Origin of the sequence: Qipengyuania atrilutea (genome assembly GCF_013370205.1) — a bacterium.
Classification (GTDB): Bacteria; Pseudomonadota; Alphaproteobacteria; order Sphingomonadales; family Sphingomonadaceae; genus Actirhodobacter; species Actirhodobacter atriluteus.
This window is the reverse complement of sequence record NZ_JABWGV010000001.1, coordinates 952566-967396: the sequence shown is the minus strand read 5'-3', so window position 1 is coordinate 967396 and position 14831 is coordinate 952566. Positions and strand designations below refer to the sequence as shown.

Annotated in this window: 14 protein-coding genes and 1 tRNA gene; 8 read left to right on the top strand and 7 right to left on the bottom strand. The window is 60.3% G+C overall.

The features are described 5' to 3' along the window. Positions 1-36: 36 nt before the first annotated feature. The 3 genes from HUV48_RS14595 (at position 37) to HUV48_RS04740 (ending at position 4306) form a co-directional block, all read left to right on the top strand. Entirely contained in the window at positions 37-1221 is a 1185-nt protein-coding gene (locus HUV48_RS14595) for a GGDEF domain-containing protein (protein WP_176266571.1), read from the top strand. A 149-nt stretch (positions 1222-1370) separates the two neighbouring features. Next, on the top strand, positions 1371-3761 hold the full coding sequence (gene lon, locus HUV48_RS04745; protein ID WP_176266570.1) for an endopeptidase La: 2391 nt from the start codon (positions 1371-1373) through the stop codon (positions 3759-3761). Between the two features lie 272 nt (positions 3762-4033). After that, on the top strand, positions 4034-4306 hold the full coding sequence (locus HUV48_RS04740) for an HU family DNA-binding protein (RefSeq protein ID WP_176266569.1): 273 nt from the start codon (positions 4034-4036) through the stop codon (positions 4304-4306). A gap of 73 nt (positions 4307-4379) precedes the next feature. On the opposite strand, the gene rlmB is transcribed toward HUV48_RS04740, so the two are convergent. Then, positions 4380-5168 carry a 23S rRNA (guanosine(2251)-2'-O)-methyltransferase RlmB gene (gene rlmB / locus HUV48_RS04735; RefSeq protein WP_318656042.1) on the bottom strand — a complete coding sequence of 263 codons (789 nt, stop codon included), beginning with the start codon at positions 5166-5168 and terminating at the stop codon, positions 4380-4382. A gap of 167 nt (positions 5169-5335) precedes the next feature. Between rlmB and HUV48_RS04730 the strand changes: the two genes are divergently transcribed. Then, positions 5336-5421: transfer RNA gene (locus HUV48_RS04730), tRNA-Tyr, on the top strand. 93 nt (positions 5422-5514) lie between these two features. Next, a complete protein-coding gene (locus tag HUV48_RS04725; protein ID WP_176266568.1) occupies positions 5515-6846 on the top strand; it encodes a site-specific integrase in 1332 nt (443 codons plus the stop codon). Here HUV48_RS04725 and HUV48_RS04720 read toward each other — a convergent pair. The 5 genes from HUV48_RS04720 to HUV48_RS04700 form a co-directional block, all read right to left on the bottom strand. Beyond that, a complete protein-coding gene (locus HUV48_RS04720; RefSeq protein WP_318656048.1) occupies positions 6757-8028 on the bottom strand; it encodes a type IIL restriction-modification enzyme MmeI in 1272 nt (423 codons plus the stop codon). The genes HUV48_RS04725 and HUV48_RS04720 overlap by 90 nt on opposite strands. Positions 8029-8188: 160 nt before the next feature. Then, on the bottom strand, positions 8189-8755 hold the full coding sequence (locus tag HUV48_RS04715; RefSeq protein WP_176266566.1) for a recombinase family protein: 567 nt from the start codon (positions 8753-8755) through the stop codon (positions 8189-8191). 264 nt (positions 8756-9019) lie between these two features. Further along, entirely contained in the window at positions 9020-9691 is a 672-nt protein-coding gene (locus HUV48_RS04710) for a lysozyme inhibitor LprI family protein (protein WP_176266565.1), read from the bottom strand. A gap of 1 nt (position 9692) precedes the next feature. Continuing rightward, the gene (locus HUV48_RS04705; RefSeq protein WP_176266564.1) at positions 9693-10808 is read right to left on the bottom strand and encodes a toll/interleukin-1 receptor domain-containing protein; all 1116 of its coding nucleotides are present in this window, start codon (positions 10806-10808) and stop codon (positions 9693-9695) included. Between the two features lie 136 nt (positions 10809-10944). Beyond that, positions 10945-11481, bottom strand: a complete 537-nt coding sequence (locus HUV48_RS04700) for a hypothetical protein (RefSeq protein ID WP_176266563.1) — start codon at positions 11479-11481, stop codon at positions 10945-10947. Between the two features lie 197 nt (positions 11482-11678). Between HUV48_RS04700 and HUV48_RS04695 the strand changes: the two genes are divergently transcribed. The 3 genes from HUV48_RS04695 to HUV48_RS04685 all read left to right on the top strand — a co-directional run bounded on the left by HUV48_RS04695 (position 11679) and on the right by HUV48_RS04685 (position 14530). Further along, the gene (locus tag HUV48_RS04695; protein ID WP_176266562.1) at positions 11679-12809 is read left to right on the top strand and encodes a beta-ketoacyl-ACP synthase III; all 1131 of its coding nucleotides are present in this window, start codon (positions 11679-11681) and stop codon (positions 12807-12809) included. Positions 12810-12881: 72 nt separating this feature from the next. After that, positions 12882-13634, top strand: a complete 753-nt coding sequence (locus tag HUV48_RS04690; protein ID WP_176266561.1) for a phosphatidylserine decarboxylase — start codon at positions 12882-12884, stop codon at positions 13632-13634. After that, a complete protein-coding gene (locus tag HUV48_RS04685; protein ID WP_176266560.1) occupies positions 13631-14530 on the top strand; it encodes a CDP-alcohol phosphatidyltransferase family protein in 900 nt (299 codons plus the stop codon). Before HUV48_RS04690 ends, HUV48_RS04685 begins: the two co-directional genes overlap by 4 nt. Here the strand turns inward: HUV48_RS04685 and HUV48_RS04680 are convergent. Beyond that, the gene (locus HUV48_RS04680) at positions 14451-14702 is read right to left on the bottom strand and encodes a hypothetical protein (protein ID WP_176266559.1); all 252 of its coding nucleotides are present in this window, start codon (positions 14700-14702) and stop codon (positions 14451-14453) included. The genes HUV48_RS04685 and HUV48_RS04680 overlap by 80 nt on opposite strands. Positions 14703-14831 lie beyond the last annotated feature (129 nt).

Sequence of the window (14831 nt, the reverse complement as noted above, 5' to 3'; positions counted from 1 at the left end):
TAATCCTGTTCGCGGTCGCTGGAATAGGGATGGATTGTGCATACTCCAAGCGACCCGCAGACCTGTCCGGACAGCCGCGACGACTGGGCGGACGAGGTGCGCCTCGAAACCGTGCGGTCGCTGGCCGAGCAGGAGCGCCACACGCTTTTCGCCAACATCGTCGGCCTATTCGGCTGCCTCGTGGCTGCAATCATGCTGCCCTTCGACGAGCAATTGTTCATCGCACTCGCCCTGCGCGCGGTATCGATCGTGACGACACGCCTGCTGGCAATCCAGCTTCGGGCAAAGCTCGCAGCCGGAGAGGATTTCGAGGCGAGCTTACGCGCCGTCACCTACAGTCTTGCCTTCGGAGGCTTTACCTGGGCGGCCTTGCTCTGGCCGGTCATCGGCTACCTCGAGCAAGGCGGCTTTTCCTTCGTCATTCTCGGCGTGGCCATCGTCGGCGTATCGCTTATCTGCGCGATGCTGGGTGCCTTGCCGATGATGCTGTTCGGATTTCTCGCCTCCTTCACCGTGTCCCTGTTCGCCGGTCTGGCGCTTCAGCCCGGTCCGGTAAGCTGGGCGATCTTGCTCGCCTCCGCGTCCATGGCGGGCGGCATGATCATGTTCAGCATGGGCATGGCGCGCCAGAACATCCAGATGTCGGAAGCGCTCGTCAGCAACCGCCGGCTCGGCGAGGACCTGTGCGAGGCGCTCGAACATGCGGAGTTCCTCTCGCTCCACGATTCCATGACGGGCCTCAAGAACCGGCGCGCCTTTTTCGAGGTCGAGGGGCATCTGGCACCGAGCGGGGAGAGGCGGCACATCCTCGCCATCGATCTCGATTATTTCAAGACGATCAACGATACGCACGGCCATGCGGTGGGCGACCGGGTCATCGTGCAATGTGCTCAGGTCCTGCGCGATTTCGCGCGCATGACGCCCGGAGGACCGCACTGTGCGGTGCGGCTGGGCGGTGAGGAGTTTCTGCTGCTGCTGACCGGGCAGGAGTACGTTACCGCCAAAGCGGTCGCCGAAGCCGTCCGGCACCGGATCGCGGCGATCGACATGTCCTATCTCGTGAAGGGGCTTACCGTATCGGCCTCCATCGGCTTTGCCGAATGCGCGCCGCAGCAGCCGCTCGAAAAGGCGCTGCTGGCTGCGGACAAGGCGCTGTACGAGGCGAAGCAGAGTGGGCGCGACCGAGTGATGCAGGCCGTGCCGGAGCAGCGCGCCGCCTGAACTGACGTCTTTCTTTCGCAGTCCGGCGTCCACAGAGCGGGGCCGCCGCGATGTTGCAGCCAGTCGGCATCGTTCCCATATATCGGTCAAGACAGTGGCCCGCTCGAAGCGGTCGCCGCACACCCCGATTACCGCCGAACGGAACCGATATGAACAAAGCCTATCCCCTACTTCCCCTGCGCGACATCGTCGTGTTTCCCGGCATGGTCGTGCCGCTTTTCGTGGGCCGCGAGAAGTCCGTGGCCGCGCTCGAAGCGGCAATGGAAGGATCGAAGGACATCGTTCTTCTGGCGCAGGTCGATCCGGCTTGCGATGATCCCGACCGCGGCGACCTGTACGACACCGGCGTCGTGGCGCAGGTTCTGCAGCTGCTGAAACTCCCTGACGGCACCGTCCGCGTTTTGGTCGAGGGCGGATCGCGCGTAAAGCTGGAGGAACTGTCTGAAACCGGCGACCTCGTAATGGCGGAGGTCTCGAACGTAGAGACCCGCACCGTGTCGGGCAGCGAAGTGACCGCGACCATGCGGCAGGTGGTCGAGCAGTTCGGCCGCTATGCGAAGCTTAACAAGAAGCTCGGCGAAGATGCGGCGGAAGACCTCTCCGAAGTGGACGACGCCGGCCAGCTTGCCGACGCGGTTGCCGCCGCGCTGGGCATCAAGGTGGCCGACAAGCAGGCGCTGCTGGTCGAGAGCGATCCGCTCAAGCGGCTCGAGATGGTGCTGTCCTTCATGGACGGTGAACTGTCGGTGCTGCAGGTCGAGCGCAAGATCCGCGGGCGCGTGAAACGCCAGATGGAGAAGACGCAGCGCGAATATTACCTCAACGAGCAGATGAAGGCGATCCAGAACGAGCTCGGCGGCGAAGACGGCGAGCAGGACGAACTGACCGCGCTCGCAGAGAAGATCGAGAAGACCAAGCTGTCCGAAGAGGCGAAGGCGAAGGCGACTTCGGAACTCAAGAAGCTCAAGGGCATGCAGCCGATGAGCGCGGAGGCGACCGTCATCCGCAACTATCTCGACGTGCTGCTCGGCCTGCCGTGGGGCGAGAAGTCCGAGGTGCAGAAGGACATCGGCAAGGCGCAGGAAATTCTCGACGAGGATCACTATGCGCTTGCCAAGGTCAAGGACCGGATCGTCGAATATCTCGCCGTGCAGGCGCGTACGAACAAGCTGAAGGGTCCGATCCTGTGTCTCGTCGGTCCTCCCGGCGTGGGCAAGACGAGCCTCGGCAAGTCGATCGCGCGCGCCACGGGGCGCGAGTTCATTCGCCAGTCGCTTGGCGGGGTCCGCGACGAAGCGGAGATTCGCGGCCACCGGCGTACCTATATCGGCTCGTTGCCGGGCAAGATCGTCACCAATCTGAAGAAGGCGGGCAAAAGCAATCCGCTGTTCCTGCTCGACGAGATCGACAAGCTGGGCCAGGATTTCCGGGGCGATCCTGCTTCGGCTCTGCTCGAAGTGCTCGATCCCGAACAGAATGCGAAGTTCCAGGACCATTATCTCGAACTCGACATCGACCTCAGTGACGTGATGTTCGTGACCACCGCGAACAGCCTCAATCTGCCGCAGCCGCTGCTCGACCGGATGGAGATCATTCGCCTTGAAGGATATACGGAAGACGAGAAGGTCGAGATCGCGCAGCGGCACCTGATTGCGAAGCAGGTCGAACTGCACGGCCTCGCCGAGGGCGAGTTCGAACTGACCGAAGCGGCCCTGCGCGACCTGATCCGCTATTACACGCGCGAAGCGGGCGTGCGTACGCTGGAGCGCGAGATCGCGCGGCTGGCGCGCAAGTCGCTGCGCAAGATCCTCGAAAAGGAAACAGACAGCGTTACCGTCACGCCCGACAACCTCGGCGACTTCGCCGGCGTGCGCAAGTTCAAGCACGGCAAGAGCGAGGAAGAGGCGCAGGTCGGCGCGGTCACGGGTCTCGCATGGACCGAGGTGGGCGGCGAGCTGCTGACCATCGAAAGCGTCACCACGCCGGGCAAGGGCGAGATCAAGACGACCGGCAAGCTCGGCGAAGTGATGAACGAAAGTGTCGCGGCGGCCTTCAGCTTCGTGAAGGCGCGGGCGCCGGCCTACGGCATCAAGCCTTCGATCTTCCAGCGCAAGAACATCCACATCCACCTGCCCGAAGGCGCGGTGCCGAAGGATGGCCCGAGTGCGGGCATCGGCATGGTCACCTCGATCGTCTCGACCCTGTCGGGCATCGCGGTGCGGCCCGATGTCGCGATGACCGGCGAGGTCACGTTGCGCGGCCGGGTCCTCCCGATCGGCGGGTTGAAGGAGAAAATGCTCGCGGCCCTGCGCGGCGGGATCACCACCGTGCTCATCCCGGAAGACAATGTGAAGGATCTCGTGGAGATACCGGACAATGTGAAGGACGGGCTGGAGATCATTCCGGTGAAGCATGTGGACGAGGTGCTTGCGCACGCTCTCACGGCGGAACCGTCGCCGATCGAGTGGACCGAGGCGGACGATCTGGCGAGCCAGCCGCTGCCGGGCCACTTCCTGAGCGAGCAACCGACCGCGCACTGACCGGTTCAATTACGTCTGCATCGCGCCGCCAGGTCTGATGGTGCGATGCAGCGACTCGCCGCTACGGCAAGGCTGCATTGGTAGCGCAACCGCGCGGCGAAAAGCTGCGCCTCGTTCATCTGTTCTTATCATAGGCTAAAATGCGCAAAAAACCGCGCGAATCAGCCAATTTGCCTTTGACTTGCCCCATGAAAGCGTATCAAGTCGCGCTCCATTCGGTGAGGCGACTCACCGAGACAATTCAATTCACTCTATTTTGGGGGAAGTACCGAATGAACAAGAACGATCTGATCGGCGCAGTTGCAGAATCCAGCGGCCTTTCGAAGAGCGATGCCGCAAGCGCCGTGGAAGGCGTTTTCGACTCCATCAGCAAGTCGCTGTCGAACGGGGACGAAGTTCGCCTCGTCGGCTTCGGCACTTTCTCCGTCGCCAAGCGCAAGGCCTCGACCGGCCGCAACCCGCGCACCGGCGAACCGATGACGATCAAGGCATCGAACCAGCCGAAGTTCAAGGCCGGCAAGGGCCTCAAGGACGCCGTCAACTAAGACAGCGTCTGTTAGACGAAAAAAGCCGCATGCGTCCTGCCGGACGTGTGCGGCTTTTTCGTTGCGGGCGTCTTTACCGCGCGGCGATGGCGTAGAGCGCGACCGCCGCGGCATTCGAGACGTTGAGGCTTTCGATCCGGTCGCTGATGGGCAGGCGAGCGAGGGCATCGCAATGCGCCTCGATATTCTGCCGCATGCCTTCGCCTTCCGCGCCCAAGACGAGCGCTGTCGGGCCGGCGGGCAGAGCATCGGCCAGCACGGTCTCGGTATGGCCGGTGAGCCCGATCCGCCAATAGCCGGCCTCGGCCAGTTCCTCGAGCGCGCGGGCGAGGTTAACCACGCGCACCCACGGCACGCTTTCGAGCGCGCCCGAAGCGGATTTGGCGACTACACCCGATTCCGGCGGGGCATGCCGGTCCTGTGTGACGATGCCCGCTGCACCGAATGCGGCTGCAGAGCGCAGGATCGCGCCGAGATTGTGTGGATCGGTCACCTGGTCGAGCACGACGATGGGCGCACCCTCGGCGTCGCGGATCACATCGCCCAGAAACACGTCGTCGAGCTGCGCGCATTCGAGCACGAGCCCCTGGTGCGGCGCATCGCGCGCGACTAGCCGGGCAAGGTCGGCGGCATCGGCATACTCGACGGGGAAATCGGGCGGCAGCTCGCCGTCCAGTGAGGCGACCCCCTCGCGCGTCGCCCACAGCTTGCGGTGCTGGCGGTCCGGGTTCAGAAGCGCCGCCTCGACCGCGTGCCGTCCCCACAGACGCACCTGTCCGGTGCTGGCCCGGCCGCTGCCGCGCCCGCCCTTCATCCGGCCCGCACGGCCGCGGAGCGCCTTCTTTCTTGCCGGTTTCGACACGCGTGTGTTTCCTTGCTTTCCTGGTATCTGCGCGCCTCCTGCCAGCAGGCCCATTGACAGGCAAGCGCAGCTTCGCCAAAGCGGCGCCTCTCGGCTGGACACCCGCTCGAAACGGGGCGCTTTCCTACGGACTTTTTCGCGAAAGTCCGCACCAAGGCAGGTTATGTGGACAGGTGGCCGAGTGGTTAAAGGCAGCAGACTGTAAATCTGCCCGCGCAAGCGTACGCTGGTTCGAATCCAGCCCTGTCCACCACCGCCTTCTAAGATATTGAGAAGGCACAGAAACCGCAGAAATTCAGGGGTTTGGTAACCATTGGGTGCTACAATCGTAGCTATGGAAGAGCCAATGTATCTGACCAAAAACCGGCACGGTGTTTACTACTACCGCCGCCCAATCATCGCTGAAGATCAAAAGTTCTGGCGTGGGCCACAAGGCGGGCCGAAGCGTGAATGGAACGTTTCTTTGCGGACTAAAGAGCGGCGCGAGGCCGTTTTGCTGCTGGCCGACGCTGCTGACAGCTACGAGGCGGAGCGCGCCGCACAACTTGCGGCCCATCTGAAAACTGTTGCTCCCAGCGAAAGCGAGCGCGAACGCGAAGAACGCCTTGCTGCGGAGGCGGAGGCTGCGGCTTCTGCCGCTCGAAAGGAGGCGAGGGCGGAATACCGGATCGAGCGTCGGCGGCGGGCTTTAGCGTCAACGGCAGAGTTGTCGCCGCAAGAGGCTGCTTGGCACGACATCGTGCGGGAAAAAGATGCGGAGATTGCGTCTCTAAGAGCAGCCGCGGAGGGGCAGCGGGCAGTCAATGATGCTAATGCCGGGCCGTTGCGTACAGCGCATCCTTCTTCTGACAGTACACATACCGTAGAGGCACTGCTGACAGCCTACGAGGCCGACAAATCGCCCCTCTGGGGCGGGTCTAGCAAAAAGGCAGTCAAGCCCGTGTTTCGTCTCTTGCGGGACCTATTCGCGGACCGGGAAGTAGCAAGCATCACTCGGAAGGATGCCCGCGACGTTGTGGACCTTCTACGCGAATTACCGACGCAGATCGGAAAACGAAAGGAGACAGCCGGAAAGCCCATCCGGGATGCTGTGGCCGTGGGTCGCAAATTGGGCCTGCCAGTGCTGCAACCCAAAACCATCAATGACGGCTATCTGTCGCACATCTCGTCAATTTTCGGGTGGGCGGTCCGGGAACAGTGGGTTCAATTCAACCCCTTTACCGGCCTAACTGTTCATGATCCGGTAGCCGACGAGGATCGGCGCGATCCTTTCACCCCAGTACAGCTACAGACGCTCTTGAGCCAGCACCACTGGGCTGCGCCCTTTGAGACAGAGACGGAAAAGCCGGGGGCATTCTGGGTTCCTCTCCTGTGCCTGTTTCATGGCCTACGGAATGGCGAAGCGGCAGGCCTGCGTGTCGAGGACATTGGCGAGGATGAGGGCCACCCTGTCCTGCATATACGGCCCTATGATGGTCGAGGGATCAAAACCGAAAGCTCCCGGGGAACGCTGCCCATCCATCCCGAAATCATCCGCCTCGGCTTCCTGCAATACGTTCAGCACCGGGCAGCGCGGCGTGAAGTGCTGCTATTCCCGGAAGGCATAGCGAATGGCCGGGGGCAGGTAGCAGCGAAGCTGGGCGAGCGGTTCAGCCTCCAGATTGGCGCGATGCTCTAAGTCCTTTAAGGCAAGCAGAGACAGGTAGAGGAAGTTGCCTGACCCGCATGCAGGATCGAGTACGCGGAAGCCCTTTAAGCGCTCTGTAAAGGCGCGAAGGAGTTCCTGAGCCTCGGCATAGGCGCGGGTCCGCTTGGCCTTCTGTGGGCCTGTCAGGAGCTTCTCGGCGGTTTGTTGTGGAGCGTTGACGACCAGCTCCTCGATTCTCTCTCGCGTAGCTGCCCAGTCGGCTGAGAGGGGCCGAATGATAACCGGCTCGACGATTTGCATGATCTTGTCGCGGTCAGTGTAGTGCGCGCCAAGCTGGCTGCGTTTGTCCGGGTCCAGACCGCGCTCGAACAGAGTGCCAAGGATGGAGGGGTCCACCTCGGACCAGTCCAAATCAGCGGCGGCAATCAGATTGTCAATGTCGTCCCGCTCAAGTGGCAGGACGTTGTCGTCATCGAAAAGGCCGCCGTTGAACCAGTCCACCTTGGTAAAACCGACCAGCCCGCCCGTTTTCATAGCGGCGAACAGGGTGCGAGCATGGGCGGCGAAGTCGTCCGCCTGCGTGCGGCTGGCCCGGAGCATGGCCGAAAACATGTTGTCGGGCAGGAGGCCGACGTCCTCTGCGAACATGCAGAACACTAGCCGGTTCACGAAGTGGGCGACCTCGTGACCCTCGTGGCCCCGAGAGCGGAGCCGCTGGGCAAGCTGTGCGAACTCCTCCGCCGCTTCCTCTGTAAGCGTCTGCCGGGTCTTGGCAGGGCGAAGTTCTTCGGGATGCTCAAAGGCGTTGCGCAGCAGGTCGCGTGTGGCCCCATCATTAAGGTCGTCGAGTGCAAACTCGTGCACCTGCTGTACCGTGTTGGTCCAATTGGTGTGTATGCGGAAACGGTCCATATCGGACACGATCAGGAGCGGGGGGTTTTCCAGTGCGATGGCGTACTGCTGGAGTTGGGCGAACGCCTTGTTCAGGTCCTTCTTTTTGCCCTTGTACTCCCAAGCGAAACAGCCTCTTCGCCAGACGTCAGCCCAGCCTTCGCCTCCGCTAGTCTTGGTCGCGCCTTTTTCGAAGGCGTACCATTCTCCCTTGGCATCGGCAGTGATCGGGTCATCCACCCCCAACAGGGCACAAAGGTCGTTGAAGTGGCTCTGCGATGCAGCGCGCTCATTCAGTTCGGCATTGCGCCATTTGGCGATAAATTTTTGAGGCGTAATTGGAACGTCTTAGCGCAGATGCGCCGAGGGGAAAGCATCGTCCGAAGCGATCTCCGCAACTGGGTATCAGACACCGCTACCGCAGTTGCCATATGTGCTTCGTTGGAGGTGTCATGCTTCCCATGAAAGGGAGGGATTGCCGTCAAACCTTCTGTTCAAGCGGAGGTGCCTCAGCTAGTCGATAGACTGTCGAGCGTGCGCAGTTTAGCTCGCGGGCTACATCTGCCGGTCGCTTGCCTTCCGATAACAATTTTTGAATACGGGCCTGGTCAACACTCGGCTTTCGCCCTTTATAAACGCCCTTGGCTTTGGCGGCCTCTATGCCGTCCCGTTGACGCTCCGCGCGTATATCCGCCTCGAACTCTGCGACGGCAGCGAGAATGCCAAGCGTCAGCTTTCCGGTGGAAGTAGTAGTGTCGATGCCGGATTGCTGTAGGACGCGGAAGCCCACGCCTTTTGCAGCTAGGCGGTCCACGATCTGATGTAGGTCTATTACCGAACGGGCAAGACGATCTAGCTTCGTGACAAGGAAGGTGTCACCCTCTCGCACGAACTCCAAAGCGTCTGCCAGGGCGGTTCTATCCGCTGCCCGGCGTCCGCTTTTCTTCTCCGCAAACACGCGTTCGCAGCCCGCTTCGCGTAGCGCATCTTGCTGCACGTCAAGCGATTGGCCTGCGGTTGATACGCGGGCATATCCGATAGTAGCCATAGATTGTCCTTGTCCGATTTGGGTTTAGAGCCAAGACCAAATGCGTACGAAAATACGAAAGTCAACCCTAATAAGACGGATATAGGGTGCTGATAGGACGACCGCTCAGGGTATAGGCAAATTGGACAGAACGCGCGATTGCCGAACTGGAAGGGACCAACTGTGGAACGCGGCTTCGTTCGGGAAAGGATAGGGCCGGGGTTGTTCAGCCTTTTCCTTCTCGGGGTCTGGGGGATACCCCCTACGGGGGTCATGCGTGCATATCTATTCGAAGGTGCCGGCACGCGCCAGTAGATCATTTTTAGGTCGCGCTCTGTTAAGGTCCTTTTCGGCTTGGTAGAGAGCGAGGTCTTGAAGCCGCTGTTCGGTAAGTTCAATCATCCTCCCCGCATAGAGCAAGCTCTCGCCAGTCCCGCCCTCCAACAGTAGCGCAGCGTATTTAGCGTCCGCAGCGCAGTAAGTCTCCCAAGCATCATGTGCTTCATAAAGCTGGGCGACCCTACTCTCCGAAAGATTATGTGCCAACTCGCCGATCATAAGGCGAAGTTTCCCGTTCAAGATGTCGAGCTCCGCTCCTGCTTTCGTGGCCATCCCAGCCGTCGTTTCATGATATGGAGCTTTGCCAGGCCAAGTTTTTCCCTTAGGGTCGTCGACCAATACTGCGGTTTCTGATTTTCTAGCAATCGCACGAGCTTCGGCTCCTACGATACCGCCGCGACTATTTCTAAACTTCTTCCGAAGGGTTCTCACCTCCTCTACCGTCATCCTTTCGGAATCCATGAGCTGCTTGAGTTTAATCGTTCGCTCTAAGCTCGCTTCGTCCTCGAAGTGTATCTGCCCGCTTAGTTTTCTCTGAACAAGGATGCCGATCCCCGTCCCAATTGCTATCAATATTGGAACGAGAGCAGCGAAATTGGCAGTGGCCCATTCCAACATCTTAATGCCCCTCTTTAGGGGATCCGCTTAGCAATATTTGGCGAGCAACAGGGGATAGCATCTGCCCGATATGTTCCCACGGCACATATACATCATGGTAGCCTAGAACATGAGGCAAGCCCGAGGATGCTGACAGATTGAGCACCATCCCTTTTTCATTGAAAGAGAAGTGCTTGAAGATACCCCAGCCATAATCTGCCACATATTGGCTTACGTCCCACTCTTCGCCTTCCAATGCTTGTCTTTTAATATCAAGATTGACATAGTCTCGAAGAAAATAAAGCGCGCGCGTGTCAAGATCAAACAATTCCTCAACTGTGATAATACCAGCTTGGTCACCGAAGAAATTGATAGTCTCTAATCCATGATTAGGATGTGCAGCCCCTGCATAGTAATCCGCCCATCCGACACTTAATGAAACAAGATCGTCTTTCCGGTAAAACTCGGATATCGCAATTTCTGAATCCGAGCCCCCAGACCATCCAGTGGGCGACTCGCGGTCATCAATAAACCTGCGAGCTTGGTAATGATGACCGAGCGCGCGAGCCCGGATAACGCTGTTTACATACAGCCAGTATTCGCCCTCTTGCTCGTACTCGATCCAATCTGTGTGAACCTGCCCTTTCTCCCGCTCGTCAAACAGAGTCAGCGACCTAATTCCGCCTTCATCCGGAACAGCGGCTGCCACTTTTAGGGAAGATGGGATAGCAGCATTGTTCTCCCTACAAGCGGCCTCGAAGGCGATAGCTAGCTCGCGCCGCCAAAATTCAGCATGATGGTCGATATACTGGAGGCGCTGTAATTCAGGCGGGAGCGGTACATCCTCAAGACGCAGAGGAATGATGTAGCGTGTTCCCAGCCTACGGTCCTTTGCATGAGCCAAGGCTTCTGCAATTTCACGATGATACACCCCATTTCGGCCTGTGGTTGCCGTCGAGCAAATAATTACCACAAGATCGGCGTCGGCTAGCCCGAGCTCTCTTTTTCGATCCCAATCATCTCCGCCGATAAGATTATCTTTATCAAACCAAGTTTCGAGACCGACTGATCGGATGAAGCTGCGGACCTCCTTGGCGGTTTCTTGAACTTCGTTTGGATAGCAGACAAACACCTGCATTAAGCGCCTCAACATATCAAAAAATATTAGACTAAAATGACGTACATACGACTTTCTGCAAGAGCTACCACAGCTCGCTTAAAATCGTTGTTTCCCATAAATCGAGACTGGGGTTGCCGAGGCTAACGAGCCACTTTTATGAGGGCGTTAGGTCGCGCTCAATGGGTACGAAAAACTTCTTCGGCTTCCCGTCCATCGAAACAAGAGTGAGTGTCATCTTCAACTTTGGGCTGCCCTCGGGAATGTACATATAGGCTCTCTCCGAAGATACATCACCACCGCCAAGGTATTGACGCGGCTGCGTCCCTACCGGTTCTGTCTTAGCTTTTAATGGAAACACCCTAGTGGCCAAGGCTCTAGCAGCGGTATGGTCGGCAAGCTCATCGCCATAATCATTTACCGTGATGGGCACAGCGTATTGCGAATAGCCGATAGCTTGTTTTGGGATGTTAATACGAGCTTCCTTCGATTCCCACCGGGTAGTAGTACGATTGCGGACCGTAATCTTGATCTCCCACCATTCACTTTCCGACCTAGGCGACGTGACTTCACACAGCACTACGGGCACATCTCCCTGACGCTGCCAGCGAAAAACACGCCATGCGATCACAGCGGCGAAGGTGGCAGCGATTGCAGTCCAGCCGGATATTAAAAGCGTGGCGTCAACGACCATAAGGAAGTAGCGTAACGGCTTGCAGCAACTGCTACAACGGGCTACTACAATCGCTCCGGCATCCTTTTGTAAAAGCCTAAGATTTCTGCGATTTTTGAGATTTGGCTGTCAATCCAGCCCTGTCCACCACTGCTCTTCGATAGGTTCGGCACCGGGGCACTCTTGCCCGACCCGTCGGCTCGGCGTATCGCGGGGCGATGACCATGACCAACCGCCCCGTCATCTCGGCCACCGGCCTTTTTACGCCCGAACACAGCATTTCGAACGAAGAACTGGTCGGCAGCTTCAACCGCTACGTCGAGCTTCACAACGCGCGCAATGCCGACGCGATCGAAGCAGGCGAGGCAGAGGCGCTGCAGCCGAGCTCGACCGAATTCATCGAGAAGGCGAGCGGAATAAAGGCGCGGCACGTCATGGTGAAAGAGCCGGTGCTCGATCCCGAAATTATGGCGCCGCGGTGGGATGAACGCGGCGACGACGAGCTTTCCATGATGGCCGAGATCGGTGTTGCGGCAGCGCGCGAGGCGCTCGAAAAGGCGGGCCGCGACGTTCGCGATGTCGATGCAGTGCTGTGCGCGGCCTCGAACATGGAGCGTCCCTATCCCGCGATGGCGGTAGAGATCCAGCAGGCGCTCGGCATCGACGGCTTCGGTTTCGACATGAATGTCGCGTGCTCGTCGGCGACCTTCGGCATCCAGACCGCGGCGGACTATATCCGCGCCGGTAACGCGAAAAGCGTACTCGTGGTCAGCCCCGAGATAACGAGCGGACACCTCAACTGGCGCGACCGCGACAGCCACTTCATTTTCGGCGACGTCGCGACAGCGGTGCTGGTGGAGGAAGCCGCCATCGCCCCGGCGGAGCATTGGGACATCCTCGGCACGAAGCTTAAGACGGTCTTTTCCAACAATATCCGCAACAATTTCGGCTTTCTCAACCGCGCGAGCCCGGAAGGCGAGGGGCAGCCGGACAAGCTGTTCGTCCAGGAAGGGCGCAAGGTGTTCAAGGAAGTCGTGCCGATGGTCGCGGAGATGATCGTGACCGAGGCGGAGCGGCTGTCGCTCGACCCCGCCGGGCTACGGCGGTTGTGGCTGCATCAGGCTAATGCGGGAATGAACCGGCTGATCGCGCAGCGGGTGCTCGGCCACGAGGCGAGCCCGGACGAAAGCCCAACGGTGCTCGATACCTACGGCAACACCTCGAGCGCCGGTTCGATCATCGCTTTCCACCTTCACAGCGGCGATCTGGAACAGGGCGACACGGGCCTGATCTGCAGTTTCGGGGCGGGCTATTCGGCGGGCTGCGTGTTCGTGCGCAAGGCCGCCTGACGCTGTGGCACCCCTGCGGCCGGGGGCGCATTTGCCTTGCGAGGGCGGGGGGCAGCCCCTAGACCGCTCTTCATGGCAGGCAATCTCATCGACAATCAGGGGAAGGGCGATGTCAGCTGGAGCTGGCCTCCGATCCACCCCGAAGGCCGCAAGTATGGATTGATCGCGCTCGGCGTTGCCCTCCTCGTGCTGTGGGGCTTCGGCTGGACGTTCATCGGAACCGCGCTGCTGTTTCTCGCGGTCGGCGTCTTCGCGTTCTTCCGCGACCCCGAACGCTCCGTACCCCAGGACGAGCGCATGATCGTCTCCCCAGCGGACGGACTGGTTTCGCTCATCACCGAGGTCGAGCCGCCGCGCGAACTACAGATCGACGACGGTTCGGGCACCGCCGGATTGCCGAGCGGGCCGGTGACGCGGGTGTCGATCTTCATGTCGGTGTTCGACGTGCATGTGAACCGCGCGCCGATCGGCGGCAGCGTGCGCCGGCTCGTCTATATTCCGGGCAAGTTCGTGAACGCCGATCTCGACAAGGCGAGCGAAGAGAACGAGCGCCAGCACATCCTCATCGAACGCAGCGACGGGCAGAAGATCGGCTTCACCCAGATCGCCGGCCTGGTGGCGCGGCGCATCGTGCCGTTCGTGAAGCCGGGCGACATGCTCGGCGTGGGGCAGCGCGTCGGCCTGATCCGCTTCGGCAGCCGGGTCGACGTTTATCTGCCCGCAGGAACCTCGCCCAAAGTGCTGCTGGGACAGACGGTGGTCGCGGGCGAAACGGTATTGGCGGAATTCGGAGAGCAGCGGTTGATCGAAGGAATAGCACAATGAACGCAGGCGATCCGAACCCGCGGGGCGGGGTACATGCGGGCAAGCTGCGCTCTACGCGCGTCGGTCCCAAGGCGACCGAGGACGAGGAGCCGGGTGAAGGCGGACCACGCAGCCTGTCACTGCGTGCGCTTCTCCCCAATGCGATCACCGCCGCGGCACTGTGCTCGGGCCTTACGGGCATTCGCTTCGCTATCGGCAGCGAATGGAGTAGCGCCATCTTCGCGGTTATCATAGCCGGCCTGCTCGACGGGATCGACGGCCGGATCGCGCGGCTGCTCAAGGCGCAGACGCGTTTCGGCGCGGAGATGGACAGTCTTGCCGATTCGCTTTCTTTCGGCATGGCCCCGGCGCTCATCATCTACCTGTGGTCGCTGGAGCAGGTGCCGCGGCTCGGCTGGTTCGCGGCGCTGGCATTTGCGATCTGCTGCGCGCTGCGGCTCGCACGCTTCAATGCGCAGATCGACGTGGACGAACAGCCGCACAAGTCGGCCGGCTTCCTGACCGGCGTTCCCGCGCCTGTCGGGGCGGGCCTCGCGTTCCTGCCGTTCTACCTGTGGATGGCGACGGGTTGGGAAGAGTTCCGCGATCCGATCCTGATGGGCCTCTGGCTGACGCTGATCGCGTTCATGATGATCTCGAACATCGCGACATTGAGCTGGACCTCGATCCGTCCGCGCCGGAACATCCGGCTGGAAATGATCGCACTCGTCGGGATATTCTTCGCGGCCCTTCTGGCAGAACCATGGTGGGCACTGGTCGCGATCTGCGTAATTTACCTTGCGCTGATGCCCTACGGCTTCGTCAAATACGCCCGGATCAAGCGGCAGCGCGCAGCCGCACGGTCCGCACCGGCTGCGGCAGGGCCGGTTTCGGCAGCGCCGGACGAGGTAGAGTAATCGCGAAGCCCGCACTGCGCCGCTTGGCCGGAAGCGCGCGGGTTTCCGCACCGCCGAGTTCGCGCCGCGCCATTGCAAAGCCGGATTTCAACCGCAGGAAACTGTCGGAGAGGGACACGGCCACGCCGACGGCTACGCTCATCAGAAACGCTACGATTGCAAATTCGGCCATGGCCCGTATCCTCGTGTTTGCCTGTTGACCAGCCTGTGGAAAAGCTGTGAACCTGGCGTTGAAACATTAGTTAACGGGAATTGTTCCCGCCCTGTTCCGGTGTTCCCTATTTGTTCTGAACGGTCAAGT

Bases quoted from the DNA above. Each gene is read 5' to 3' on its own strand.
- lon (WP_176266570.1), top strand. From the start codon at position 1,371: ATGAACAAAGCCTATCCCCTACTTCCCCTGCGCGACATCGTCGTGTTT.
- HUV48_RS04740 (WP_176266569.1), top strand. From the start codon at position 4,034: ATGAACAAGAACGATCTGATCGGCGCAGTTGCAGAATCCAGCGGCCTT.
- HUV48_RS04725 (WP_176266568.1), top strand. From the start codon at position 5,515: ATGTATCTGACCAAAAACCGGCACGGTGTTTACTACTACCGCCGCCCA.
- HUV48_RS04715 (WP_176266566.1), bottom strand. From the start codon at position 8,755: ATGGCTACTATCGGATATGCCCGCGTATCAACCGCAGGCCAATCGCTT.
- HUV48_RS04710 (WP_176266565.1), bottom strand. From the start codon at position 9,691: ATGTTGGAATGGGCCACTGCCAATTTCGCTGCTCTCGTTCCAATATTG.
- HUV48_RS04705 (WP_176266564.1), bottom strand. From the start codon at position 10,808: ATGCAGGTGTTTGTCTGCTATCCAAACGAAGTTCAAGAAACCGCCAAG.
- HUV48_RS04700 (WP_176266563.1), bottom strand. From the start codon at position 11,481: ATGGTCGTTGACGCCACGCTTTTAATATCCGGCTGGACTGCAATCGCT.
- HUV48_RS04695 (WP_176266562.1), top strand. From the start codon at position 11,679: ATGACCATGACCAACCGCCCCGTCATCTCGGCCACCGGCCTTTTTACG.
- HUV48_RS04690 (WP_176266561.1), top strand. From the start codon at position 12,882: ATGGCAGGCAATCTCATCGACAATCAGGGGAAGGGCGATGTCAGCTGG.
- HUV48_RS04685 (WP_176266560.1), top strand. From the start codon at position 13,631: ATGAACGCAGGCGATCCGAACCCGCGGGGCGGGGTACATGCGGGCAAG.
- HUV48_RS04680 (WP_176266559.1), bottom strand. From the start codon at position 14,702: ATGGCCGAATTTGCAATCGTAGCGTTTCTGATGAGCGTAGCCGTCGGC.